A 23,234-nucleotide genomic window follows, 5' to 3' on the forward strand; every position below is an offset into this window, starting at 1 on the left:
TCTCCGGCCCCGCGGGGCCTTCCGCTGCCCGGGCCCTCCGGCGCCGGACGGGTCCCGTCCCGCGCGGGCTCAGACGGCCGAGAACTGCCGCCAGAGCGCCGCCGCCGAGGCGTCCCCCTCCAGGGATACACCGCTCAGCGGCAATCGGTTCCAGAGGGTCAGATACAACTGCTCCGCGGTGCCCCGCAGCTCGCAGTCGACCGGCCCGGTCCCGGAGGTGTCGGTGACGGGCGGATCCGCCGAGATCCGTACCGTCCACGTCTGCCCCGTGTCCACGGTCCGCACCCGCAGCGTCCGGGGCTCGTCCGAGCGCACCCGGCTCCGGTCCCCGGCGTGGAAGCCGGCCAGCAGCTCCGTGATGCCGTCGGCGGCGAACTCCGGCGCCAGGGGCGAGAACACCCCGGGCGTCCCCGGCGCCCCGCCCAGCGCGCCCTCGGCGTCGACCCGGTGCACGGAGGTCTCGTGCGCCTGCCGCCGGACCCAGAAGCCGAGCGCGGAGGCGGCGGGCAGGAAGGTCCAGCACTCCAGATCGGCCGGGGTGGCGCGGAGCGTCTGCACCAGCTTCCGGTGCCCCTCGCGGAACCAGCTCAGCAGCGCGTCGCCGTCGAGTTCGGGCAGCGGGTCGGGCGCCATGGGCTCGCGGTGCCGCCCCGCCACATGGGACGCCGCCCACCGGTGCACGACGCCGGTATGCCGCACCAGGTCCCGTACCTGCCAGTCCGGACAGCTCGGCACCGCCGCGTCCGGGCCCGCCGCGGCGGCGGCGTCCGCCAGCAGCCCGCCCTCCCGTTCGACGACCTCGATGAAATCGTTGGTCTCCATGCCGGGATTCTGCCATCGGGCCCGCCGCCGGACCGGTCCCGGGACGGCGGCCCGCCAACACCGGGCTCCGCGCCCGCGGTGCGCCCGCCGTGGCGCCCCGCCGGACCGCCGGATTCCGCCCGGCCCGCCGCCGCCCGGCCGACGCGCCCCGCAAGGGCGCTGCCGGTCCGCTGCCGGACCACGGTCCCGGGGCGGCACCGCGGACCACCGGCCCAGGATCGCCCGCCGGTCCACTCCTCGCCCCGAGCGCACCACCGGGCGGCGGAGGGCACCCCCGGACCATCGGCCCCGGGCGCCGGACCGCCGCTCCCCGCGGGCGCCGCCGGACGGCCGCCCTTCCCGCGGGCGCCGCCGGAGCGCTGCTCCACCGCCCGCCCCCGAGCGCGCCGCCGGACCCGCGGACCATGGGAGACTCGCCTCCATGAACGGCAAGGGGACGAGCACCAGATCGCGACTGGAGAGGGGCCGCAGCGCACTCGGCCCCGCATTGGAACTCGTCCACACCGGACGCGCGCCCACCCGCGCCGTCCTCACCGCCGAACTGGGTGTCACCCGGGCCACCGCGGGCGCCGTCGCCGCCGAACTGGAGGCGCTCGGCCTGATCCGCGTCGACTCCCGGCCCGCCGCCGCGACCGGCTCCCAGGGCAGGCCCTCCCACCGGCTGTCCGTCGACGACTCGGGTCCGGTGGTCCTCGCCGCCCAGGTCCACGCCGACGGCTTCCGCGCCGCGCTCGTCGGCCTCGGCGGGCGTATCGTCGCCACCGCCCCGGGCTGTCTGACCCCGGCCGCCGACCCCGGCCAGGTCATCGGCGCCGTCGTCGACGCCGGAGCGGAGCTGCTGCGGGCGAGCGGACGGCGCTGCGCGGGCGCCGGACTGGCCGTGCCGTCCGCGGTCGCCGAGCCCGACGGCACCGCCCTCAACCCGCTGCACATCGCCTGGCCCGCCGGTTCCCCCGTCCGGGACATCTTCGCCGAACACATCCGGGCCGCCGGGATCGAAGGCCCGGCCTTCACCGGCAACGACGTCAATCTCGCCGCCCTCGCCGAGTACCGGCACGGCGGCGGGCAGGGCGCGCGCCATCTGCTCTGCGTCGCCACCGGGCACCGGGGCGTCGGCGGCGCGCTGGTCCTGGACGGCCGACTGCACACCGGCAGTTCCGGGCTGGCCCTCGAAGTCGGCCATCTCACCGTCAATCCCGAGGGCCGCCCCTGTCACTGCGGCAGCCGCGGCTGCCTCGACGTCGAGACCGATCCGCTCGCCTTCCTCACGGCCGCGGGGCGCACCCCGGGACCCGAGGTCTCCCTGCTCGCCCAGTCGGAACGACTGCTCCGTACGGAGTACGACGATCCCGCGGTACGGGCCGCCTGCGAGGAGCTGATCGACCGTCTGGGCCTCGGCCTGGCCGGGCTGGTGAACATCCTCAACCCCGACCGCATCGTCCTCGGCGGACTGCACCGCGCCCTGCTCGCCGCCGACCCGGGGCGGCTGCGGTCCGTGGTGGCCGACCGCAGTCTGTGGGGCCGCAGCGGCGGGGTACCGATCCTCGCCTCCACCCTCGACCACAACACCCTCGTCGGCGCCGCGGAACTGGCCTGGCAGCCGGTGCTCGACGACCCCCTCCGCGCTCTGGGCTGACCGCCGCGGAGCAGCCCGCGGCGCCCCCGTGCGACGGCCGCCGCCACCCGTCCGGGGGCACCGGAAGCGGCCCGGCGCGGGGATCCGGGTAGGCGACGGACATGACCCTCGAGCCCTCCGGCCCACGGCCGGCCGCCGTCGTGGACCGGTTCCGCGACCGTTTCCGCCGACTGCACGGCGCCGTCGCCGCGTCGCCCGTGGGACTCGGCTGGAACCGGGCCCGTGAGATGGAGCTGCTGCACCGGGCCATGGGTTTCGCGGCCCTCGGCTTCCTCACCCTGGTCCCCCTCCTGGTGGTGGTCGCCGCCGCGGACCCGGCGGGCTCTGAGGGGTTCGCCCGCTGGCTCGGCCAGGCGCTCGGGGTCTCCGCCGCCTCCCAGGACCAGGTCGAGAAGCTGTTCGCGCCGCCGGGCACCGCGCTCCAGCGGACCACGGCGTTCGGTCTCGCCGCCCTCGCGGTCTTCGGGCTCACCTTCGGATCGGCGGTGCAGACCGGGTACGAGAAGGTCTGGGACCTGCCCACCGCCCGCTGGCACACCATGTGGCGGCACGTCGTCTTCCTCGCCCTGCTGGTCCTCGCGCTGCTGCTGTTCGTGAACACGCCCGCGTTCGGCCGCAGCGCCCCCGGGACCGTCGGCACCGCCGTCGCGGACGTCGTCGGCACGTTCGTGTTCTTCTGGGTCGCCCAGCGGCTGCTGCTGGGCGGCCGGGTCCGCTGGGGCGCGCTGTTCCCCGGGGCGGTCGCCACCGCCCTCTTCATGCTGGGGCTGCGGATCTTCTCGCAGGCGGTGTTCTCCCCGCTGATCGCCTCGAACGCCGTCACCTACGGCCCCTTCGGGACCGTGCTGGTGCTCCAGTCGTGGCTGGTCGGCGTGGGCGTGGTGGTGTACGGCGGGGCGCTCGTCGGCCGGCTGGTCCACGAGGAGCGGGTCCGGCGGCGGCTGGAGCGGGCGGTGCTGCCGGACTTCGACGGCACCGGATCCGGGGACTGAGCCGGAGTTCCGGACGAACGGATTCCGGTCCGGACGAACGGATTCCAGTCCGGACGAACGGATTACGGTCCAGACGAACGGGGTCAGGTCCGGACGAACGGGGTTCCGGACGGGCCGGAGATCCGGGCCGGGCCGCAACGGGTGTCAGGACGCTACGGCCATCAGCAGGAGAGGGCCGTGGACGCCCGCCCCGGCGGCTCCCTTACCGCGCCGCCGTCCGCCCGAGCGGGGCCGCGCCGGGCGCCGTCAGGGTGAACCAGACGTCCTTGCCGCCGCTGTCCCGCGGCCGTACGCCCCAGGTGTCGCTGACGGCCGCTATCAGTCCGAGCCCCCGGCCCGAGGTGGCCAGCGGATCGGCTTCCGACGCCGCCGGCAGCCGGGGGTCGTGATCGTGGACCGAGACGGTGAGCCGGTCGGTGAGCAGTTCCACGTCGACGGTGCACCGCTTGTCGGGCTCGGCGTGCCGATGGACGTTGGTCAGCAGCTCGGTCACCCCGAGCGCCGCCTGGTCGATCAGCGGATCCAGATGCCAGTGGCGCAGTTGCGCCGAGATGATTCTGCGGACCTGTCCGATCCGCTCCGGCACGGCTTGGAGCTCTACCGTGCAGTGCCTGTTGCTGGGCTCGGTGATCACGGCGCGACTCCCCGAATGAGGTCCGGAAGAAGACGAGACGATCGGATCCGAACGGACCGGCGGCTGTCGGCCCGAAGACGGTCACTGGATCACAGCGTTACCGCCGATTCACCCTGAGTGAGGTGTGACCAGCGTGGCCGACCCGCCCGGCGCCCGCAACTCGGCGCCCGGCTCCTCACCACCCGTATCGCCCCCGCACCCCGCCGTACCGCCACCCCCGCGCCCCGCCGTCCGTACCCCGGGCGGGGGAGGGGGAAAGGTCCTGTGCGAGCCCGCCGGGATCAGCTTCCGGTGCCCCCGGCTCTGCGGACCGCCTTCAGGAAACGCCCCGTCAGCTTGCCGGCGTCGGCGCGCTCGTCCCGCTGACCCATCGTCAGCCGGTAGCGCTTGCCGTTGACCGTGAGCGCGGTGCTGGACTCGTCGGAGAACCAGGCCTTGCCCGCCCGCACCGCCCGCACCGGGGCACTGTCGATCACCCGGCCGTAACTGGTCAGCAACTGCAGTCTGCCGTCCTTGATGAGCACCTGGCCGGCCTTGGTGAGCGAGCGGGGCCACCGCTCGATCCGTACACCAGTAGCCCGGAATTCGGGCTCCGCCATGGCCATCGGGCCCCTCCTCCCCATCGTTCGCGTCGTCTGCTGGCAGTCTGCAACACCACGGGCCGCTCGCACCAGTAGAGCAGGTCGCCGGGGCGTCCCAGGAGGGCTTCCGAGGGGGCGTTCGGCCCACAAGGAACACCTATGGATGCCCCAAGCGAAGGTTTACGCAGGTGGCGGGCTTACTGTGACGGGAGGGACGCGAGCGGCCGAAGGTACGCCACAGGGCACCGAGGGGCGGGCGCGGACCGGGCGGGCACCGACACGAGAACGGGCGGACGGCGGGATGAACAGCGACGAGCGGCGGACCGGCGGAACGGCGGAGGACACCGGGGGCCCGGTGGGAGCCCCCGTTGCCACGGTGGACGTGGACCGCAGCGATCCGGCGTACCGCGGCTGGCTCAAGGAGGCCGTCCGCAAGGTCCAGGCCGACGCCAACCGGTCGGCGGACACCCATCTGCTGAAGTTCCCCCTCCCGGAGGAGTGGAACATCGACCTCTACCTCAAGGACGAGTCGACCCACCCCACCGGGAGCCTCAAGCACCGGCTGGCCCGCTCCCTCTTCCTCTACGGCCTCTGCAACGGCTGGATCCGGCCGGGGAAGCCCGTCATCGAGGCGTCCAGCGGCTCCACCGCCGTATCCGAGGCGTACTTCGCCAAGCTGATCGGCGTCCCCTTCGTCGCGGTCATGCCCCGCACCACCAGCGCCGAGAAGATCCGGCTGATCGAATTCCACGGCGGGCAGTGCCACTTCGTCGACGATCCGCGCCGGATGTACGAGGAGTCCGCGGCCCTCGCCGAGCGGACCGGCGGCCACTACATGGACCAGTTCACCTACGCCGAACGGGCCACCGACTGGCGCGGGAACAACAACATCGCCGAATCGGTCTACCAGCAGTTGAAGCTGGAGCGGTATCCGGAACCCGCGTGGATCGTCGCGACCGCCGGGACCGGCGGCACCTCCGCGACCATCGCCCGCTACGTCCACTACATGCAGTACGACACCCGGATCTGCGTCCCCGACCCGGAGAACTCCTGCTTCTTCGACGGCTGGACCCGCAACGACCCCGCGGCCGCCAGCGCCCACGGCTCCCGTATCGAGGGCATCGGCCGGCCCCGGATGGAACCCAGCTTCGTCCCGCGCGCCGTGGACCGGATGATGAAGGTGCCCGACGCGGCGAGCGTGGCAGCCGTCCGGGCCCTGGACACCGCCATCGGCCGGAAGGCGGGCGGCTCCACCGGTACCGGGCTGTGGAGCGCGCTGAAGATCGTCGGCGAGATGGTGGCCGACGGCCGGCGCGGCAGTGTCGTCACCCTGCTCTGCGACCCGGGCGACCGCTATCTCGACAAGTACTACTCCGACGACTGGCTGGCCGCGCAGGGGCTGGACATCGCGCCCTACAGCGCCGCGCTCGACCGCTTCCTCGCCACCGGTAACTGGCCCCGCTGACCCGCCGTCCGGTACGGCACCGTAGCGCTCGCACTTCGTGCGGCTCCGCTGCGCCGTACGGCTCGTCATTCGTACGGCTCCTCGGCACCCATGCCGCTCGTACCCGGTACGGCTCCGCGGCCCCCGTACCGCGTCCGGCCCGTCGCCGTCCGCCCCGCGGCCCCTCCCCGGCGCCGGACGGCCCGCCGGCAGCCGGTCCGGCGCCCCGGCGCGTCCCGGAACGACCGGCCGGGGGAGGGGGCAGTGCGCGGACACAACGGCCACGCCCGTGTGTCAGTTGTCCGCACCACCGGCCGGTCCGCCCTCGTCGGCACCGGGGTCCGCACCGCCCACCGGTGGCTCGCCCCCGGCCGCACCGGCGGCGCCCGCACCGGCGACCGGTCCGCCGAGGGCGGGCAGTGTGCCGCCCGTCCGCAGCCGTGCCGTGAGGACCACGGGCCCCCGCCGGCCGCCGGGAAGGGCCGCGGCCAGTGTGGTGCCGCTCGCGTTCGCGGCGACCGCCCCGGACGCCGTGATCCCGCCGACCGCCCGGCTCCCCGCGGCCAGCAGATACTCCTTACCGGCCGGTGACCGCCAGCGGACCCCCGCCAGGACGTGCTGCCCGAACCGGCTGCACGCCGCCGTGGACCGGGCCTTCGCGACCACCGTGCCCGGGTCCGCGGCCGGCCGGCCGGGCGGTTCGAACCGGACCAGCACCCGGCCCGGGCCGCTCCAGGTGTCCGCCCGGGTGCACACCCAGGCCGCCCGGCCCGCACCGTCCGGCAGCCGCTGTTCCGCGAACGTCCACAGGTTCACCGCCCGTACGCCCGCGCCCCGCAGTCCCGCGAGCGCACAAGCGCCCCGGGCCCAGGCCGCCGACGCCGGACCGCCGGTCGCCTCCCGGGGCTGCCGTGCGGGCACGCCCGACCCCGGCGGGGGGGTGTAGGTGAGATGCGCCGGTACGAGGTCGCCCAGGTCGGCCACGAGGAACGCGTGGTTCTCCACGATCCGGTCCGACGACCGCAGCCGGAGCGCGGGCCGGGCCGTACACGTCGCCCCCGTTGCCCCCGTCGCGCCCTCCGCCCCGTCCGCGGACGGATTCGGCACGGCCGCCGTGACCCCGTCCGCCGTCACCGCGAGCCCCCGGGCCGCCCGCCCCGGCGCGAGCAGCTCGACCACCGCCGCCTCCGCCACCCAGGGCGCCAGCAGCAGCCGCGTCCCGGCCGCCGTCCGGCTGACCACCACCGAAGCGGCGGTCGTCACATCGGCGTCGTCGACCCGGGCGAAGTCGAGGGCCGCGGCACCCCGCCCCGACAGCGGCTCCGCGTACCGCACCACCCGCCCGCCCTCGTGCAGCAGCACCACCGCGGCGCCGTCCGCGTCTCCCGCGTACAGCAGACGCGGCGGCAGCGCCGGAGGGGTGCGCTCGGTCTCCGCGGTCGCCGACACCCGCACCCCGTCGCCCGGCGACGACCAGGCCGCCAGGGCCCGCCGCAGCAGCTCCGCGTCGTCCTTGCGGGTGCCGCGCGCGGGCCAGGCGGTGAAGTCGACCCGCGAGGTGTCCGCCCAGGTCTCCCCGTCGGCCCTGACCAGGCGTACGGGGTCGAGGGCCCGCGCCCATGACGCCGGGCGGCGCGATTCGGCGTCCGTACGGTCCGCACCCGGTTCCCCGGCCGGACCGCCCGCCACCGCCAGACCGGTCACCAGCAGCGCGCACAGCCCGGCGGCCGCCGCCGCCCGTACCCGGCCGCGCCGCCGCAGCAGATCGGTCGGCCGGGTCTGCACCACACACGGGTCGAACTCGGCCGCCCGCAGCAGTGATTCCACCCGGCCGCCGCCCGACTCCCGCAGCGCCGCAGCGGTCCGCAGCGCCTCCGCCGGGTCCGCCACCCCGCACTCCGCGAGCAGCGCGCCCGCCTCCTCCTCGGCGAGCCCCTCCAGCACTCCCAGGGCAAGTGCCGCCCGCGCGGGCGCCCCCACCGACGACAGCGCCTGGTCCAGCGCCAGCTCCTCCGCGCCCCCGGAACTGGGGAACATCCGCAGCCCCACCACCCGGGGCAGAAACGCCGCCCGCCGCCCGCGCAGCGCGCCCCGCAGCACCCGGTGGCGCACCCAGCGGTATCCGGCGGACTCCGGACCCTCCTCCCCGCCCGCCGCCGTCCCGGCCCGGCCCGACCGCACCGGCAGCACGCCCTGGACCGTGGCATGGGCGGCCAGCACGCGCCGATGACGGCCCAGCGACGGCGGCAGAGTGAGATACGCCAGCCGTACGAGCCGGGGATACCGCTCGACGAGGATCGCCTCCACGCCTTCGTCACCAGGGCAACTGCCCGCTATGGCACGGCGGTCGTACGGACGGGTGGTCTGACGGCGTGTCGGCATCGGGGCCGGCCCTTCCGGTGTGCGCGGATCTGCGCGTACTCGCATGTCCGGGCGGCCTGGCGGCACCACTCCCGGGGAACCGGCGCGCACGGGCCGAACCCGCTCGCCCCGTCCAACGAGTGGATCATGGGACGGTCACACCGGTCCCGGATCCGCGGGGAGCACATACGGCTGACACCCACCGCCCCGGCGGCTACCCCGCGCCCCGCAGCAGCGCGTCCAGCGCGCGCCCGAAGAGCGCACGCCCCACCCGTGTGCTCAGCCACCCCGGAACCCCGTACACCCGGAGTTCCTCCGTCCACACGACCACCGAACCGGCGCCCTCGGCCCGTACCTCCACCACGGCCCACCCCCGGACCACCCGGCCCCGTTTCTCCATCCGGCACCGGCCCGTCCCCGACCGGCCCGGCGGCGACCACTCCGTGATCTCCATCGGATCGTCGAAACCGATCCGGCCCACCCCTGTCCGCACCACGAACACCGTGCCCCGCCCCGGCGGCACCCGGGTCACCGAGACGAGCCCGGTCCACGGCATCAGGGCCGCGTGGGCCCGCCAGTCGGTGACCCGCCCCCAGGCCTCCTCGGGGGCGAGCGCGACCGAACGCTCCAGGCGGAAGGCCGTCATACCGGGGAACCCGCCCTGGACATCTGCCCGGAGCGGGTACGACCGGCGCCGTACCGGCTCCCGGCGCGCCGTACCGAATGGGTCGTCAGCACCGGAGCCGTTCCCCTTCGCCGTCGCGGCCGCTCGGCCCGCGAACCGTCCCGGACATCCGTACGGACCCCGGCGGAAGCCTCATCCTGCCACGACCCGCCGCGCCGCGCCCGCCCCGCGCGGGGCGCTCCGACTCCGTGACCCCGGCCCCGGGAGCTGTCACAATCCGGGGCGCCGACCGGCGACGCCGCGCGCCGTGCCGTGACACCCTTTCAGCCACTGCCACCGAGAGCGAGCCGCAGACGTGTCCGCTGAACCCCCGCCCCGGAACGGCCCAGGGCCGGCGCTGGAACTGCTGGTGCACGGCGTGGGCGGAGCCACCCCGCAGAGCATGCTCGGCGACCCCCGTACGGTCCGGATATCGGGCGACGACAAGGCGGCCGTGTTCCGCCGGGCCGACGACGAACACGCCGAATCCGACCCCGCGCGCCCCAACGGTGAGGCCGTGCCCGAGGCGTACTGCTGGTCCAACCTCACCTCGGGCAACAGCGCCCGCGCCCTCTGGCTGCTGCTGCTCCCCTTCATGGTCGTCAACCTCGCCCACTGGATGCGCCCGCGCGCCCGGGGCCGGGCGCGGACCATGCGGCTCTACGGGGCGCTGGTACGGCTGGTCGCGCTCAGCCTGACCGTCCTGATGACGGCCGCCGCCTGCGAAGTGGCGCTGGACCTGGTCGCCTGGCAGTGCGCGGGGGCCGCCGAGTGCACCGAGGGCCGCTCCTGGCTCGGTTTCCTCGCCGCCGACCGCGGCGGCTGGTGGTCCCAGCCGGGCCGCCGTCTGGCGCTCGCGGCCGCGATCCCGGCGGCCCTGGTCGGACTCCTCTGGTACCTCTCGCACCGGACCTGGAGCGCCTACGAGTCCCAGCGCCCGCCGACCGGCGCCGACGTGGCCGCCGGGCACACCGGCCGGACCGGCGACGACGGCCCCGAACGCGAACCCGAGGTGGAGGAGGAGCAGCCCGGCGGGGCGGACGGGGAACACCGGGAGTACGAGGACGAGGAGCCGTACGAGGACCCGACCGAGACCGAGAACGGCGGCGAACGCGAACGCGACGGCGAAGACGACGGGGAAGACGGACACGACGGCGACCGCGGCGCATCCGGCGGCGGCGGGCCCGAGCACGGCCACCAGCACGGCGACGGCGAGGAACCGGAGGACGAGCCCGAGGACGAGCACGACCGCGGTCCCGGCGCCCCGGCCCCGGTACTCCGCCCCGCCCTCGGCCGCCCCGGATTCTGGTACGGCCGCCGCCATGTCGCCCGGCTGCGCGCCGCCCACACCGCCGCCGGATTCCTCACCGTCGCCGGGGCCGTCACCGCGGCGGCCGGCCGGCACGACCGGGACGGCGGTGCCGGACTGCTCGCCCTGTGGGGCCGGGCCCTCGAAACCGCCCTGCTGCTGGGCCTGGTCGTGATCCTCTGGGTGGTCTTCCGCCGCGGGCGCACCGAGAGCCGCTTCGACGCCCGCGCCGACCGGGCGGCCGTCACCGCCCTGCCGGGCGCCGCGCTCGCCGTCCTGGCCCTCTCCCTGCTGTACGCGGGCTGGTCGCGCCCCGAGTGGGCGTCGCGCGGCGCCCTGCCCGGTACTTCGGCGTTCGCGCTGCTCGTCGCGGCCCAGGGCGCACTGGTACTGGCGCTCGCCGCGGTCGCCGTACTCCTCCAGCGCCGGGCCCGGCACGCCCGGAGCGTACTCGGCGGGCTGGGCGGTCCGTCGGTCACGGTCCTGGCCTGTGCCCTGGGCGGGGTGATGACCGGTGGCATAGCGCAATGGGTGGCCGACTGGCTCGACGGCTCCGGAACCCCCGGCGCGGACGGCTCCGTTCCGGCCCCGCCGACCCTGCTGAGCTGGCAGGCGTCGGTGATCCCGGTACTGCTGGCCCTGCTGCTGGTCCCCGGTGCCGTACTGGTGCTGCGGATCTGGCTGAGGGCACGCCGGCTGGCCCGGACCGTCGAGGCGGAGTACGAGGCGGCGGAAGGCGGCCGGACCACTCCCGGCGCGGCCCGGCTGGGGGACAGCGGCTGGCGTCCCGACACGATCCGGACCCGGACCATCGCCGGGGTCCGGGCGGCGGCCGGGGCCACCGACACCGCCCCGCTCGCCGTCGGCGTGGTCGCGGCCGCCACCGTCGTCCTCGGGGCCGCCGCCGTCACCGGGGCATGGCGCACCGGGGAGGTCCCCGGCCGGGCCTTCGACGGCGGTTTCCCCGAGGCCGTCGCGGAGACCGCCCAGTCCCTGGGCTCCTGGCTGATCGGCGCCGGATTCCTGTTCTTCGTCGCCTGGGGGCGGCGCGCCTACCGGGATCCGTCCGCCCGGCGCACCATCGGGATCCTGTGGGACGTGGGCACGTTCTGGCCGCGCGCCGCGCATCCGTTCGCCCCGCCCTGCTACGCGGAGCGCGCCGTACCGGACCTGACCTGGCGGATGTGCACCTGGACCGAGACGACCCGGCACAGCGGCGGACGGCTCGTCATCTCCGGCCACTCGCAGGGCAGCGTGCTCGCCGCGGCCGCGGTGTGGCAACTGCCGCCCGAGGCCCGCGGCCGGGTGGCGCTGCTGACGTACGGCTCACCGCTGGAGCGGCTGTACGGACGGTGGTTCCCCGCCTACTTCGGGCCGGAGGCGCTCGCCCTGCTCCGGGACGAGGTGCACTGCTGGAGCAACCTCTACCGCCACACCGACCCGATCGGCGGGCCGGTGCTGGTGGCGGCCGGCCCGCGGCCCGCGCCCGACCGGCCCGCCCTGCGGGATCCGCTGGCCTACGGGCGCTCCGCCCGCCATCCGCTGCCCGAGCCGATCCTCGGCCACTCCGACTACCAGGCGGACCCGGAGTTCGCCGCGGCCCGCGCCGAGCTGCTGCGGCAGATCCCGGGCGTACCGCGGCAGTCCGGCCCGGCCGGGGAACGGCCCTCCGCCCGCGGGGCCGTACCGGACCCCGCTGCCCGCGGGGTCACACGGGCTCGGGCAGATCGTCCGGGTAGAGCAGGGTGAGGGCGTCGGTGTCGACCTCGGCGAGTTCGGCGACCCGGCCCGCGTGCCGTTCGACCATCGACTCGAAGGTCTGGCGCGCGGTCCGGCCGTTGCCGAAGGCCGGACCCTTGGGCAGGGTGCCGAAGTAGCCGAGGAGGGCCTCCTCGGTGCCGTCGGCGAGCCGGTACTCGTGCTCGTCGGCCTGGCGGCGGACGATCCGGAGCAGCTCCCCGGCGTCGTAGTCCTGGAAGGTGATGGTCCGGGAGAACCGGGACGCCACCCCGGGGTTGACCGCGAGGAACCGCTCCATCTCGGCGGTGTACCCGGCGACGATGACCACCACGGCGTCCCGGTGGTCCTCCATCAGCTTCACCAGGGTGTCGATGGCCTCCTTGCCGAAGTCCCGGCCGGAGTCCTCGGGGGAGAGGGCGTACGCCTCGTCGATGAAGAGCACTCCGCCGCGGGCGCGGTCGAACGCCTCCTGGGTGCGGATCGCGGTGGAGCCGATGTGCTCGCCGACCAGGTCCACCCGGGAGACCTCGACCAGATGGCCGCGTTCGAGGACACCGAGGGCGGCGAGGATCTCGCCGTAGAGCCGGGCGACGGTCGTCTTGCCGGTGCCGGGCGAGCCGGTGAAGACGAGATGGCGGCGGACGGATGCGGCCTTGAGGCCGGCCTCCTGCCGGCGGCGGCCGACTTCGATCATATTGATCAGCGAGCGGACCTCGCGCTTCACGCTCTCCAGGCCGACCAGGGCGTCCAGTTCGCCGAGCACCTCGTCGGAGACCCGGACGGCGGGTACGGGCTCCGCGGGACGGGGGGCTTCGGCCGGTGCGGGCACGGCCGTGAGCGGCCCCGCGGCGCGGGCCGTCGCCGGGGCGGGCACGGACGGCCCCGGGACCGGGTGCGCGGCGGCCTGCGGGGCCGTGGCCCGGACCGCCGACTCGTCGCCGGTGCACTCCTCGGCGGTGACCAGTGCCGCGTCGGCGAACTCGTAGCCCCCGCGCGCGCACCGCTCGGTCCGGCAGCGGCTCAGTGCCGTACGGCAGCCCTCCATCACATGGAAGCCGTAGCCGCCGCTGCCCGTGACCCGGCAGTCGCGGAAGGTCCCCCGGCCCTCGGCGGAGACGTAGAAACCGGCCTCGGCGGGCGAGGTGACGGTGCACCGCTCGATCACCGGGTCCGCACCCTTGGTGACGATCACCCCGGTCTGTGCGGCGTCGACGGTGCAGTTGGCGAGGGTGCCGCCGCTGCCGTGGTCCCGGAACCAGGCACCGGTGGAGGCCTGGGTGATGCGGCAGTCGTCGAGCTGTGCCGTGGCGCCGTCGCTGACCGACACCGCCGTATTGCGGATCTGCGAGAGGTCGCTGTCGACGACGTCCGCGCGGGAGCCGCGGTCCAGGACGAACAGCGCGTCGGGTACGTCGTGCACGCGGCAGGAGTCCAGCACGGCCGTCGCCCCGTCGCTGATCCACACCGCGGGGTAGTCGCCCGTGCTGTCGTATATCTCGCACTGGTTGGCGTCGACCCGGGTACCCGGGTCCCAGACGGAGAGCCCGTTGCGGCCGAACCGGCGGACCGTGGAGCGGGTCAGCGTGAGCACCGAACGCGACCGCAGGTCGATGCCGTTCTCCGGCACATCGTGGATATCGCAGTCGGAGAGGGTCAGTACGGCGTCGGTGTCGAGGGTGACACCGTCGCCGGAGGTGCGGTGCACCCGGGAGCCGTCGAGATGGGCCGCGGCCCGGCCGGTCACCTGCACCCCGGCGCCCTTGACCTCGTACACCTCGCAGTCGACGGCCTCCAGCACACTGCCGTCACCGGTGACGCTCAGCCCGGCGTCCGACGCGTGGTGCACCCGGCAGCGCTCCAGCCGGGGCCGCCCGCCGTCGCGCACCGACACCCCGGAGCGGCCCGCCGCGACGATCTCGCAGTCCTCGAACACCCCGCCCCCGCCGTCCAGTACGGCGATCCCGACCCCGCCGGGATTGTCGACGGCCACCCGGCGCACCGTGGGGCGGGCTCCGCCGCGCACCTCGACACCGGCCGCCGACCGGGTGGAGATCCGCAGATCGGCCAGCTCCGGTGTGCCGTCCTCGACCAGCAGGGCGGGCGCGGTGGGGTCCTGTCCCTCGACATGGAGGTCCCGTACGGTCGCCGAGGCCCGCACCGTCAGCGGTACGCCGTCGGCGGGCGCGATCCGCACCGAACCGACCGAACCCTCCGGCCCGCGCAGCGTGACGGCCCGCTCGACCACGAGGTTCTCGCGGTACGTGCCCGGAGCAACGGTCAGGACATCACCGTCCCCCGCGGCCTCCAAAGCGGCCGTGAGCGACGCGTACTCGCCGGTGCGCCGCCGCCAGCGCGACGTGCCGGTGTGGGTCACCTGGACCGTGCCCTGTGCCATGGTGCTGCTCTGCCCCCACCTCGTGGTGTGCGCACCGCGCCCGGCGACCCCGGAATCGCAGCGCCTTCAGGACCCGCCGGAGCGGGTCGCACCACCGTAGCGTGCGCCGAGGACAGCGGTTGACGAATCACCAGGCCAGCCGCGTGTTGTGGAGCGGGCAGAGACGAGCGTCACGCCGGACGCCGGAACGGGCACCGCCGGACGGAGTCCGGGGCACCGCGGCGGGACGGCGCCCCCCGGTCATGGCCGCCCGCCGCCGGTGCCCCGGCATGTCCTTGCTGTCCGGTGATCCGGCTCTCCGGATGCCTCCGGTGTCCGTCCGATGTCGGTTCGGTGTCAGTACCCCTGACCGCCCGGATAGGGGCGCTGCTGCTGGTACTGGGGCTGGTACGAGGCCGGGCCGCCCGCCTGCGGCGGAACGGGCCGGGGCGGTGCCGGACGCATCGCCTCGTAACCGCCCGGGGCGGGCCGGTGCTGCTGGGGCACCCCCGGAGCCGGATAACCCCGCGGGGGCACCGGCTGTTGCTGGGGCAGATAGGGAGCCGCCGCCTGCTGGAGATGCTGCGGACTCTGCTGGCCGTAGCCGTACGCCGGGGCGGGCGAACCCGCCGAGGGACCCGCCGGAAGGGCGGGAAGGGCCGCGGGGAGCGCCGGCAGATAACCGCTGCTGCCGGTGTCGTAGGCGGCGGGCACTCGGATCGGTGCGATCTGAGGCGTGCCCCGCTCCGCGACCAGAGAGTCGTAGATCGGGGTGTCGGCGAAAGAGGGTGCGGAGTAGTAACCGCCGCCGTAGGAGGAGCGGGGGGAGGTCATGGCCCTAAGTTAAGGCTTCGGTAGTCGGTTGGGGAGTCCGGAAAGAGGGTTTTTCGCGGGACGCGAGGGGCTGTGGCTCGCCAATGTGAGCGAACCCGGGAAAATCGGTCGCGCTACAACGCAAGGATCCTGTAAAGGACGAGTTGAGGGCGGGTTACCCACGGGTTCGGAGGGGCGCGGCGGGGCACGGGAGGAATAGGTTGACGCCCGGCGCACGGTCCGGAACCCGAACTCACGGGATGGGGAGCTCCATGTCGATGCCCAAAGGTGCCAACACTCCGGTGACCGCACCGCGCGTGCGGGTCGAAGTCTCCTGGCGGACGGGGCCCTCGGTACCCGGGGTGGGCGCCGCGGCGCTGCTCCTCGGCGACGGCTCGGGCCGGGTCCGCTCCGACGGCGACGTCGTCTCCCGCGACCGCCCCGGGCACGGCAGCGGCGCCGTGCGCCACGACGGCGGGCGGACCGGCCCCGGTACCGCCGCGGACACCGTCGACGTCGACCTCGGCCGGGTCGAGCCGGGGATCGGGCGGATCGTGCTGGCGGCCGCCGCCGACGGCGGTCCGTTCGGCCGGGTCCCCGGACTCTCCGTACGGGTCCTCGACACCGGCTCCGGCGCCGAACTCGCCCGGTACGACAGCGCCGACGCCACCGTCGAAACCGCGCTGGTCCTGGGGGAGCTGTACCGGCGTCAGGGCGCCTGGAAGTTCCGGGCGGTGGGGCAGGGGTACAGCACCGGCCCGGAGGGGCTGGCCGCGGACTTCGGCATCACCGTGAACGCGCTGCGGCCCGCCCCGGCGGCGCCCGCCGCGCCCGTATCCCCGCCCGCCGCGCCGACGCCCGCTCCTCCGGCCGCCGTTACCGCCCCGGCTCCCGGGCCCGCCGCTGCCGCCCCCGCGCGTCCGGTGCCCCCGCCCCCGGAACCCGCACCGGCCCCCGCGCCGGTACGGCTGACGAAGGTCACCCTGACCAAGGAGGCCCCCACGGTCTCCCTCACCAAACAGGGCGGCACCTCGGGGACGCTGAAGGTCAACCTCTCCTGGCAGGTGCGGAAGCAGTTCAAGGGCTGGGGCGCCAAACTCGGCCGGGCCATCGCCCTCCACGGGGACCTCGACCTCGACCTGTGCGCCCTGTACGAACTCGCCGACGGCAGCAAGGGAGTCGTCCAGGCCCTCGGCAACGCCTTCGGCTCCCTCCACCGGCCGCCGTGGATCCATCTCGACGGCGACGACCGCACCGGCGGCAGCTCCGGCGAGAACCTCACCGTCAACCTCGACCACCGGCAGCACTTCCGCCGCATCGTCGTCTTCGTCACCGTCTACGAGGGCGCCCGCAGCTTCGCCGACCTCGACGCCACCGTCACCCTCCGGCCGGAGCACGGCGCGCCCATCGAGTTCTCCCTCGGCGAGTGCACCGTCCCGTCGACCGTCTGCGCCCTCGCCCTGATCACCAACACCGGCTCCGACCTCCTGGTCCAGCGCGAGGCGAACTTCCTCGTCCCGCGCCGCGGCGTCAGCCCCCAGCGCACCATCGACCAGGCCTACGGCTGGGGCATGAACTGGACCCCCGGCCGCAAGTGACCCCCGGCCGCAAGTGAACCGGGCGGCCGCCGGGCCGCTCAGCCGCCGTCGGGCGCGGCCCCGGGGCGGGCGTACACCCGTCCCTTCCAGGCCGCGCCCCGGCCCCGGTAGTGCTGAACCGCCGAGTCCACCGTCATCCCCAGGTACAGCAGCGCGGTCAGCGGCAGCAGCGGCGCCAGCAGCGGCGAGCAGCGGTAGTAGCGGAGCATCGGCAGATAGGTGCCCATCATGACCGCCAGCGCCGCGCCGCCCGCGGCCGCCGCGAGCGGATCGCCCCCGGCGGCACCCGCGGCCAGCGCCAGCGGCGGCACCCCGTACACCAGCAGCAGCCCGAGGACGGTCCCGGCCAGCAGCACCGGGCTGTGGAGGAGCTGGGCGTACGCGCTCCGGGCCACCATCCGCCACAGGTCGGCCAGCCGCGGATACGGCCGCACGCTGACCACGCCCCCGGCCAGGCCCAGCCAGATCCGGCCCCCCGACCGCTGCACCGCCCGGGCCAGCGCCACATCGTCGATGACCGCGCCCCGGACCGCGTCCGGCAGCCCGGCCCGGTCCACCGCGGCCGTGCTCAGCAGCACACAGCCGCCCGCCGCCGCGGCCGTCCGGGCGGCGGGCCGGTTGACCCACCGGAAGGGATACAGCTGGCAGAAGAACCAGACGAACGCCGGGACGATCAGCCGCTCCCAGCCGCCGGCCACCCGCAGCCTCGCCATCTGGGACACCAGGTCCAGGCCGTTCGCCCGGGCCGCGGCCACCAGGGTCCGCAGACCGTCCGGGGCATGGGCGATGTCCGCGTCCGTCAGCAGCAGGTACTCCGGTTCGGCGGCCGCCGAGCGGGCCCGGGCGATCCCGTGCCGCAGCGCCCACAGCTTCCCCGTCCAGCCGGGCTCCGGTTCACCCGGACGGAGCACACTCAGCGGCAGTCCGCCGTGCTCGTCGGCCAGGGCCCGGGCCAGCTCCCCGGTACCGTCCGTACTGCCGTCGTCCACCAGGACCACCGACGCCCGCCCCGGATACTCCTGGGCCAGCAGCGACGGCAGGGACACCGGCAGTACCGCGGCCTCGTCCCGCGCCGGGACGACCACCACCACATCCGGCCACTTCGGGGGCGCCGGATGCGGCGGCAGCCGCTGGTCCGTGCGCCAGAACAGGCCGCGGCCCAGCAGCAGCCAGAGCCAGCAGAGCAGGGACACCACGGCGATCGCGGAGAGGACGCTCATGCGCCGCAGTCTGCCGCACCCCGGCTGCGTCCCGGCGGCCCGGCGCGGCCCGTCGACTAAGGTGACCGGGTGAAGATCGCGCTCATGGACTCCGGGATCGGCCTGCTCGCCGCGGCCGCCGCCGTACGCAGACAGAGGCCGGACGCGCAGCTCGTACTCTCCTCCGACCCCGACGGGGTGCCCTGGGGCCCCCGTACCCCCGAGGACGTCACCCGGCGCGCCCTCGCCACCGCCCGGGCCGCCCTCGGCCACGGTCCCCAGGCGCTGATCGTGGCCTGCAACACCGCCTCCGTCCACGCGCTGCCCGCGATCCGCGCGGAGCTGGAGCCCGCGGTCCCGGTCATCGGCACCGTCCCGGCGATCAAGCCCGCCGCGGCGGGCGGCGGCTCCGTCGCCATCTGGGCCACCCCCGCCACCACCGGCAGCCCCTACCAGCGCGGCCTGATCCGCGACTTCGCGGGCGGCGCCGCCGTCACCGAGGTGCCCTGTCCCGGGCTCGCCGACGCGGTCCAGCAGGCCGACGGCCCCGGTATCGGCCGGGCCGTGGCCGCCGCCGCCGCGCTGACGCCCGGCGATGTCACCGACATCGTCCTCGGCTGCACCCACTACGAGCTGGTCGCCGACCGCATCCGGGCCGCCGTCGGCCGCCCCGTCGCGCTGCACGGCTCGGCCGACGCGGTCGCCGCCCAGGCCCTTCGCCGGATCGGAGCAACGCCGGAGCCCGGCGCGGCACCGGCCGGTCCGCCCGCCGTCGTCCTCAGCGGCCGGGCCGCCGGCACGCTGCCGCCGGAGGCCCTGGAGTACGCCGAGGCCCGACTGCTCTTCGCCGCCGTCCCCAGCCGCTGACCCGCCCCTGACGCACCGCTGGCGCACCGCTGACCTGCGGAGACATCCGAGTACGGCGTCGGCGGCCCCGCTTCACGGCGCGCTGCCCGGCCCGGCCCGCGGACCCGTGCCGCCCGGCCCGGCGCCGGTTACCCTGCTCGCATGAGGGACTTCCCCGACCCGCCCGCCCGGCCGGGCACCGCGGACGGACTCACCGAGCCCGCCGTCTGGACCGGCCGTGCGACCAACCGTGTCCAGTGGCTGCTCGCCGTCGCGGGCGCCGCCTGTCTCGCGCTCGGCATCGAGCTGGCCGTAGTGGCCGACTGGACCTCCGGCGTAATCGCTCTGACGATGTCCGTCGTCGGCTGCGTCGCCGCGGGGCTGCTGATGCTCTACGGCACCCTCGCCTTCGTCCATGTCGCGGTCAGGGTCGACGCCGACGCCGTCGAGGTCCGCTGCGGCCATATCGGCCTGCCCCGCCGCCGTATCCCCCTCTCCCATGTCGTCAGGGCCGAGGTCGAACCCCGGGTCACCCCGCGCCAGTGGGGCGGCTGGGGCTACCGCTGGCGGCCCGAGAAGGGCACGGCGATCGTCGTCCGCCGCGGCGAGGGCATTGTGGTCACCCTCGGCGACGGCCGGACGTTCACGGTGACCGTCGACGACGCGGAGGCCGCGGTCCGCGCCATCCGCGACCGGCTCACCCACCACCGCCCCGGCACTCCCGCCCCGGCCTGATCCTGCCGGCCTGATCCCGCCCGGCCCGATCCGGCCCCGGCCGCCACGGATACTCAGCTCCCGGGCCGGGAGATCTGAGTATCCGCGCCCTGCCGCCCGCCCGGCCCGGACCGGACGATGACTCCATGCAGACGAACACGGGAGACGGACGGACCCCCGCCCACCAGGCACTGACGGGCCTCGCCCTGGCCGTGCTGGCGGCGGTGCTGTGGGCCGGATGGCTGGGCTGGGACCAGAAGCGCGACGTACACGCCGACGGCACCACGACCGGGCCCTACGAGGCATGGCAGGTCGCAGGCCTGGTGCTGCCCCTGCTTGCCGCGGTCTACTGGACCGCCTCCCGGCAGTACATCACCGCCACCGTGCTGGGCATCACGGCCGGACTCACGGGTGCCGCCTGCTACGACTGGTCGGACGACTCCAGCGGCCTCTTCGTGATCGGAGTAACCATGATCATGATCGGCAGCCTGGGCGCCACCGGCCTGCTCGCGGTCACCTTCGCCTCCCGCGGCCGCCGCCCCGGGGGTGTCGCCGGGGCCTGACCCGGCGCGCCTCAGCGGGCCGCCGCGTCCGGGGAGCGGGCCGCGGCCCGCTCCCCGGCACCGGACGGTACGACACGGGCCGTGGCCAGCCCCGCCAGCAGCCCCGCGCCCGCCGTCACCGGAGCGAAGCTCAGCGCGTTCCCCAGGACGGCCAGCACCGCCAGCACGGTCAGCCCGGCCGCCGCGCACAGCACCACCGGCGTCGGGCGCGGCGACCGCCACAGCCCGTACAGCAGCCAGCCGAACGCCGCCGCCAGCAGCGCCGTACCCACCAGCCCCTGCTCGGCGGCCTGCTGGAACAGCGCCGAATGGGGCTTCCCGTCGGACCCCGCGGTCTGCTGCGCGGTGGCACTGAGGTTCTCGAACCGGTCGGGCCCCACCCCCCGTACCGGCTCCGCCTCGACCAGCTCCACCGCGTCCCGCCAGAGCGCCACCCGGTTGTCGGTCAGCAGCGCCCGGAGGCCGTCGGCCGGACCCGGCGGCAGGGCATCCGTCGCCACCGCCCAGGACACCCCCGCGACCACCGCCGTGACCAGCGCAAACCCCGCGAGGGCCGCGGTACGCCGCCGGGCCCTGGTCACCGCCGCGGCACACAGCACCACGGCCGCCGACGACAGGGCACCCGCCACCGAACCCAGGACGACCGCCGTCGCCACCACGGCGAGCGCCAGCGCCCGCAGCGCCGCCCGGGCCCCCGGCCGCCGGGCCGCCGCGGCGGCACAGCAGGCCGCGCCCGCGCTCACCGCGAGCAGCGCCGCCGCCGCACCCGTATCGCCCGGCTCCACGGGGGACTGGGCGTTCACCCCCGGCACCCCTTCCGGCGAGGCCACCGCGAGACCGAGCACCGCGAGCGAGGCGGCCGTGGCCGTCGCCACCGGCACCAGCGCCCCCGCTATCCGGCCGCAGGCGTAGCCCGCGGCGACGGCGACGACCGCGAGCAGCACACCCTCCGGTCCGGAGTCCCGCCCCGCCGCACTGATCAGTGCCCAGCCGACCGCCGCGCCCAGGACGGCGACGCCCACCCCGTCCGCGGCGCCCCCGCGCTCGTCCTGCGCAGCCATCATGTCGCCGACCCCCCGAACGAGCTCCGGCAGTCCCCGTCGTCTGCCGCGTTCACCGTAGTGGCGGGCCCGTCCGCGATCCACCCCCGGCCGTTCCGGGGTCCCGAGGCGGCCATACCCCCCTCCCGTAGACTCGCGGCTGTGACCGCCACCCTCACCCCCGCCGACGCCCCCGCCACCGGTCCCGCGAAGCCCCGTCCGCTGCTGCGCGCGGTCCGGCCCGGGGCCGCCGTGGCGGCCGGACTGCTGCTCTATCTGAGCTTCCCGCCGCGCCCGCTGTGGTGGCTGGCGCTGCCCGCGTTCGCCCTCCTCGGCTGGGTGCTGCGGGGCCGCCGGCTGCGGGCGGCGTTCGGTCTCGGCCAGCTGACCGGACTGGCTTTCCTGCTGCCGCTGCTGATCTGGACCGGCGAGGACGTCGGCCCGGTGCCGTGGATCGCGCTGGCGTCGGTGGAGGCCGTGTTCATCGCGGCCACCTGTCTCGGTATCGGCGCGGTGTCCCGGCTGCCGGCCTGGCCGGTGTGGGCCGCCGCCGTGTGGATCCTCGGCGAGGCGCTCCGGGCCCGGGTGCCGTTCGGCGGCTTCCCCTGGGGCAAGATCGCCTTCGGCCAGGCGGACGGCGTGTTCCTCCCGCTGGCCGCGCTCGGCGGTACACCGGTGCTCGGCTTCGCGGTCGTCCTGTGCGGTTTCGGGCTGTACGAGACCGGGCGCCGCGTCGTCGCCTACCGCCGCGACGGCGTGCTGCCGCGCGGACCGATGGCGGCCGCGCTGCTCGCGGTCCTCGTCCCGGCCACGGCGGCGGTCGCCGCCCGGCCGCTGGTGGACGCCTCCGCCGAGGACGGTACGGCGACCGTCGCCGCGATCCAGGGCAATGTGCCGCGGCTCGGCCTCGACTTCAACGCCCAGCGGCGCGCGGTCCTCGACAACCATGTCCGCCGCACCGAGCAGCTCGCCGCGGATGTGAAGGCCGGCCGGGAGCCGCAGCCCGACTTCGTGCTCTGGCCGGAGAACTCCTCCGACATCGACCCCTACGCCAACCCCGACGCACGGATGGTGATCGACCGGGCGGTCGACGCGATCGGCGTACCGACGGTGGTGGGCGCGGTGATCACCCCCGAGACCGGCAAGCTGCGGAACACCCTCATCGAGTGGGACCCGGAGCGCGGCCCGGTCAACACCTACGACAAGCGGCATGTCCAGCCGTTCGGCGAGTACATTCCGATGCGCTCCTTCGTCCGGCTGTTCAGCAAGGACGTGGACCGGGTGCGCCGGGACTTCGGCCCCGGCGACAAGGTGGGTGTCTTCGATCTGGCCGGTACCAAGGTCGGCCTCGTCACCTGTTTCGAGGCCGCCTTCGACGACATGGCCCGGGACACCGTGGTCAACGGCGCCCAGCTGATCTCCGTCCCCAGCAACAACGCCACCTTCGGCCGCAGCGAGATGACCTACCAGCAGCTCGCCATGGACCGGGTGCGCGCCGTCGAGCACGGGCGGTCCGTGGTCGTGCCCGTCACCAGCGGGGTCAGCGCGGTCATCATGCCGGACGGTGAAATCGTCGAGCAGACGAAGCTCTTCACCCCCGGCGCCCTGGTCGCCGAGGTCCCGCTGCGCTCCTCCCTCACTCCCGCGACCCGCGCGGGCGCCTGGCCCGAACTGCTGCTGGCGCTCGTCGCCGCGGGCGGTCTGGGCTGGGCGGCCACCACCGCGGTCCGCGCCCGGCGGGCCGACCGTGCCGACCGGGCGGACCGGCCGGTCGCGGAGGGCGGCGAGTAGCCCGCCCGCGGGATCCACCGGGAGCAACCCGGGAACGCGGAGACCCCGCCCGGCGCCGGTGGCGCGGGCGGGGTCTCGGTTTCTGCGGCCGGTTGCTCTCCCGGGGCGTGTGC

18 protein-coding genes are annotated in these 23,234 nt (G+C 75.5%); 9 read left to right on the forward strand and 9 right to left on the reverse strand.

Going from position 1 to position 23,234, the window contains the following annotated elements; translation table 11 throughout:
• Positions 1–69 precede the first annotated feature (69 nt).
• On the reverse strand, positions 70–822 hold the full coding sequence (locus ACWDR0_RS19140) for a maleylpyruvate isomerase family mycothiol-dependent enzyme (protein ID WP_456352873.1): 753 nt from the start codon (positions 820–822) through the stop codon (positions 70–72).
• 421 nt (positions 823–1,243) lie between these two features.
• Here ACWDR0_RS19140 and ACWDR0_RS19145 point away from each other — a divergent pair, with 421 nt between their 5' ends.
• Together ACWDR0_RS19145 and ACWDR0_RS19150 are read left to right on the forward strand one after the other, a co-directional pair.
• Positions 1,244–2,458: an ROK family protein gene (locus ACWDR0_RS19145; protein WP_456352874.1), complete on the forward strand. Its 1,215-nt coding sequence runs from the start codon at positions 1,244–1,246 to the stop codon at positions 2,456–2,458.
• Positions 2,459–2,559: 101 nt separating this feature from the next.
• Entirely contained in the window at positions 2,560–3,450 is an 891-nt protein-coding gene (locus ACWDR0_RS19150) for a YhjD/YihY/BrkB family envelope integrity protein (RefSeq protein ID WP_456352875.1), read from the forward strand.
• A 202-nt stretch (positions 3,451–3,652) separates the two neighbouring features.
• Here the strand turns inward: ACWDR0_RS19150 and ACWDR0_RS19155 are convergent, their stop codons facing one another.
• Both ACWDR0_RS19155 and ACWDR0_RS19160 read right to left on the reverse strand, forming a co-directional pair.
• Positions 3,653–4,084, reverse strand: coding sequence for an ATP-binding protein (locus tag ACWDR0_RS19155; RefSeq protein WP_456352876.1), 432 nt, complete (start codon positions 4,082–4,084; stop codon positions 3,653–3,655).
• Between the two features lie 281 nt (positions 4,085–4,365).
• Complete coding sequence (locus ACWDR0_RS19160) at positions 4,366–4,689, reverse strand: hypothetical protein (protein ID WP_456352877.1); 324 nt, start codon at positions 4,687–4,689, stop codon at positions 4,366–4,368.
• A 277-nt stretch (positions 4,690–4,966) separates the two neighbouring features.
• Here ACWDR0_RS19160 and cds1 point away from each other — a divergent pair, with 277 nt between their 5' ends.
• Positions 4,967–6,130, forward strand: a complete 1,164-nt coding sequence (gene cds1, locus ACWDR0_RS19165) for an L-cysteine desulfhydrase Cds1 (protein ID WP_456352878.1) — start codon at positions 4,967–4,969, stop codon at positions 6,128–6,130.
• A 273-nt stretch (positions 6,131–6,403) separates the two neighbouring features.
• Here cds1 and ACWDR0_RS19170 read toward each other — a convergent pair whose 3' ends face one another.
• Positions 6,404–8,491 carry a hypothetical protein gene (locus ACWDR0_RS19170; protein ID WP_456352879.1) on the reverse strand — a complete coding sequence of 696 codons (2,088 nt, stop codon included), beginning with the start codon at positions 8,489–8,491 and terminating at the stop codon, positions 6,404–6,406.
• A gap of 193 nt (positions 8,492–8,684) precedes the next feature.
• Positions 8,685–9,116, reverse strand: coding sequence for an SRPBCC family protein (locus ACWDR0_RS19175; RefSeq protein WP_456352880.1), 432 nt, complete (start codon positions 9,114–9,116; stop codon positions 8,685–8,687).
• Positions 9,117–9,537: 421 nt separating this feature from the next.
• On the opposite strand from ACWDR0_RS19175, the gene ACWDR0_RS19180 reads away from it, so the two are divergent.
• Positions 9,538–12,192, forward strand: coding sequence for a hypothetical protein (locus ACWDR0_RS19180; RefSeq protein WP_456352917.1), 2,655 nt, complete (start codon positions 9,538–9,540; stop codon positions 12,190–12,192).
• Here ACWDR0_RS19180 and ACWDR0_RS19185 read toward each other — a convergent pair.
• Together ACWDR0_RS19185 and ACWDR0_RS19190 are read right to left on the reverse strand one after the other, a co-directional pair.
• The gene (locus ACWDR0_RS19185; protein ID WP_456352881.1) at positions 12,152–14,578 is read right to left on the reverse strand and encodes a right-handed parallel beta-helix repeat-containing protein; all 2,427 of its coding nucleotides are present in this window, start codon (positions 14,576–14,578) and stop codon (positions 12,152–12,154) included. The two genes, ACWDR0_RS19180 and ACWDR0_RS19185, sit on opposite strands and share 41 nt — an antisense overlap.
• Positions 14,579–14,914: 336 nt before the next feature.
• Complete coding sequence (locus ACWDR0_RS19190; protein ID WP_456352882.1) at positions 14,915–15,391, reverse strand: DUF6643 family protein; 477 nt, start codon at positions 15,389–15,391, stop codon at positions 14,915–14,917.
• Between the two features lie 251 nt (positions 15,392–15,642).
• On the opposite strand from ACWDR0_RS19190, the gene ACWDR0_RS19195 reads away from it, so the two are divergent.
• The gene (locus ACWDR0_RS19195) at positions 15,643–16,968 is read left to right on the forward strand and encodes a TerD family protein (RefSeq protein WP_456352883.1); all 1,326 of its coding nucleotides are present in this window, start codon (positions 15,643–15,645) and stop codon (positions 16,966–16,968) included.
• Positions 16,969–17,006: 38 nt separating this feature from the next.
• Here the strand turns inward: ACWDR0_RS19195 and ACWDR0_RS19200 are convergent, their stop codons facing one another.
• Positions 17,007–18,188 carry a glycosyltransferase gene (locus ACWDR0_RS19200; protein ID WP_456352884.1) on the reverse strand — a complete coding sequence of 394 codons (1,182 nt, stop codon included), beginning with the start codon at positions 18,186–18,188 and terminating at the stop codon, positions 17,007–17,009.
• 69 nt (positions 18,189–18,257) lie between these two features.
• On the opposite strand from ACWDR0_RS19200, the gene ACWDR0_RS19205 reads away from it, so the two are divergent.
• The 3 genes from ACWDR0_RS19205 (at position 18,258) to ACWDR0_RS19215 (ending at position 20,290) form a co-directional block, all read left to right on the forward strand.
• Positions 18,258–19,034 carry a glutamate racemase gene (locus ACWDR0_RS19205; protein WP_456352885.1) on the forward strand — a complete coding sequence of 259 codons (777 nt, stop codon included), beginning with the start codon at positions 18,258–18,260 and terminating at the stop codon, positions 19,032–19,034.
• A gap of 141 nt (positions 19,035–19,175) precedes the next feature.
• A complete protein-coding gene (locus tag ACWDR0_RS19210; protein WP_456352886.1) occupies positions 19,176–19,748 on the forward strand; it encodes a hypothetical protein in 573 nt (190 codons plus the stop codon).
• 125 nt (positions 19,749–19,873) lie between these two features.
• Complete coding sequence (locus ACWDR0_RS19215; RefSeq protein WP_456352887.1) at positions 19,874–20,290, forward strand: hypothetical protein; 417 nt, start codon at positions 19,874–19,876, stop codon at positions 20,288–20,290.
• An 11-nt stretch (positions 20,291–20,301) separates the two neighbouring features.
• Here ACWDR0_RS19215 and ACWDR0_RS19220 read toward each other — a convergent pair whose 3' ends face one another.
• Positions 20,302–21,354, reverse strand: coding sequence for an O-antigen ligase family protein (locus ACWDR0_RS19220; RefSeq protein WP_456352888.1), 1,053 nt, complete (start codon positions 21,352–21,354; stop codon positions 20,302–20,304).
• 138 nt (positions 21,355–21,492) lie between these two features.
• Here ACWDR0_RS19220 and lnt point away from each other — a divergent pair, with 138 nt between their 5' ends.
• The gene (gene lnt, locus ACWDR0_RS19225; protein WP_456352889.1) at positions 21,493–23,121 is read left to right on the forward strand and encodes an apolipoprotein N-acyltransferase; all 1,629 of its coding nucleotides are present in this window, start codon (positions 21,493–21,495) and stop codon (positions 23,119–23,121) included.
• Positions 23,122–23,234 lie beyond the last annotated feature (113 nt).

It is taken from the genome of Streptomyces sp. NPDC003691 (assembly GCF_053981115.1).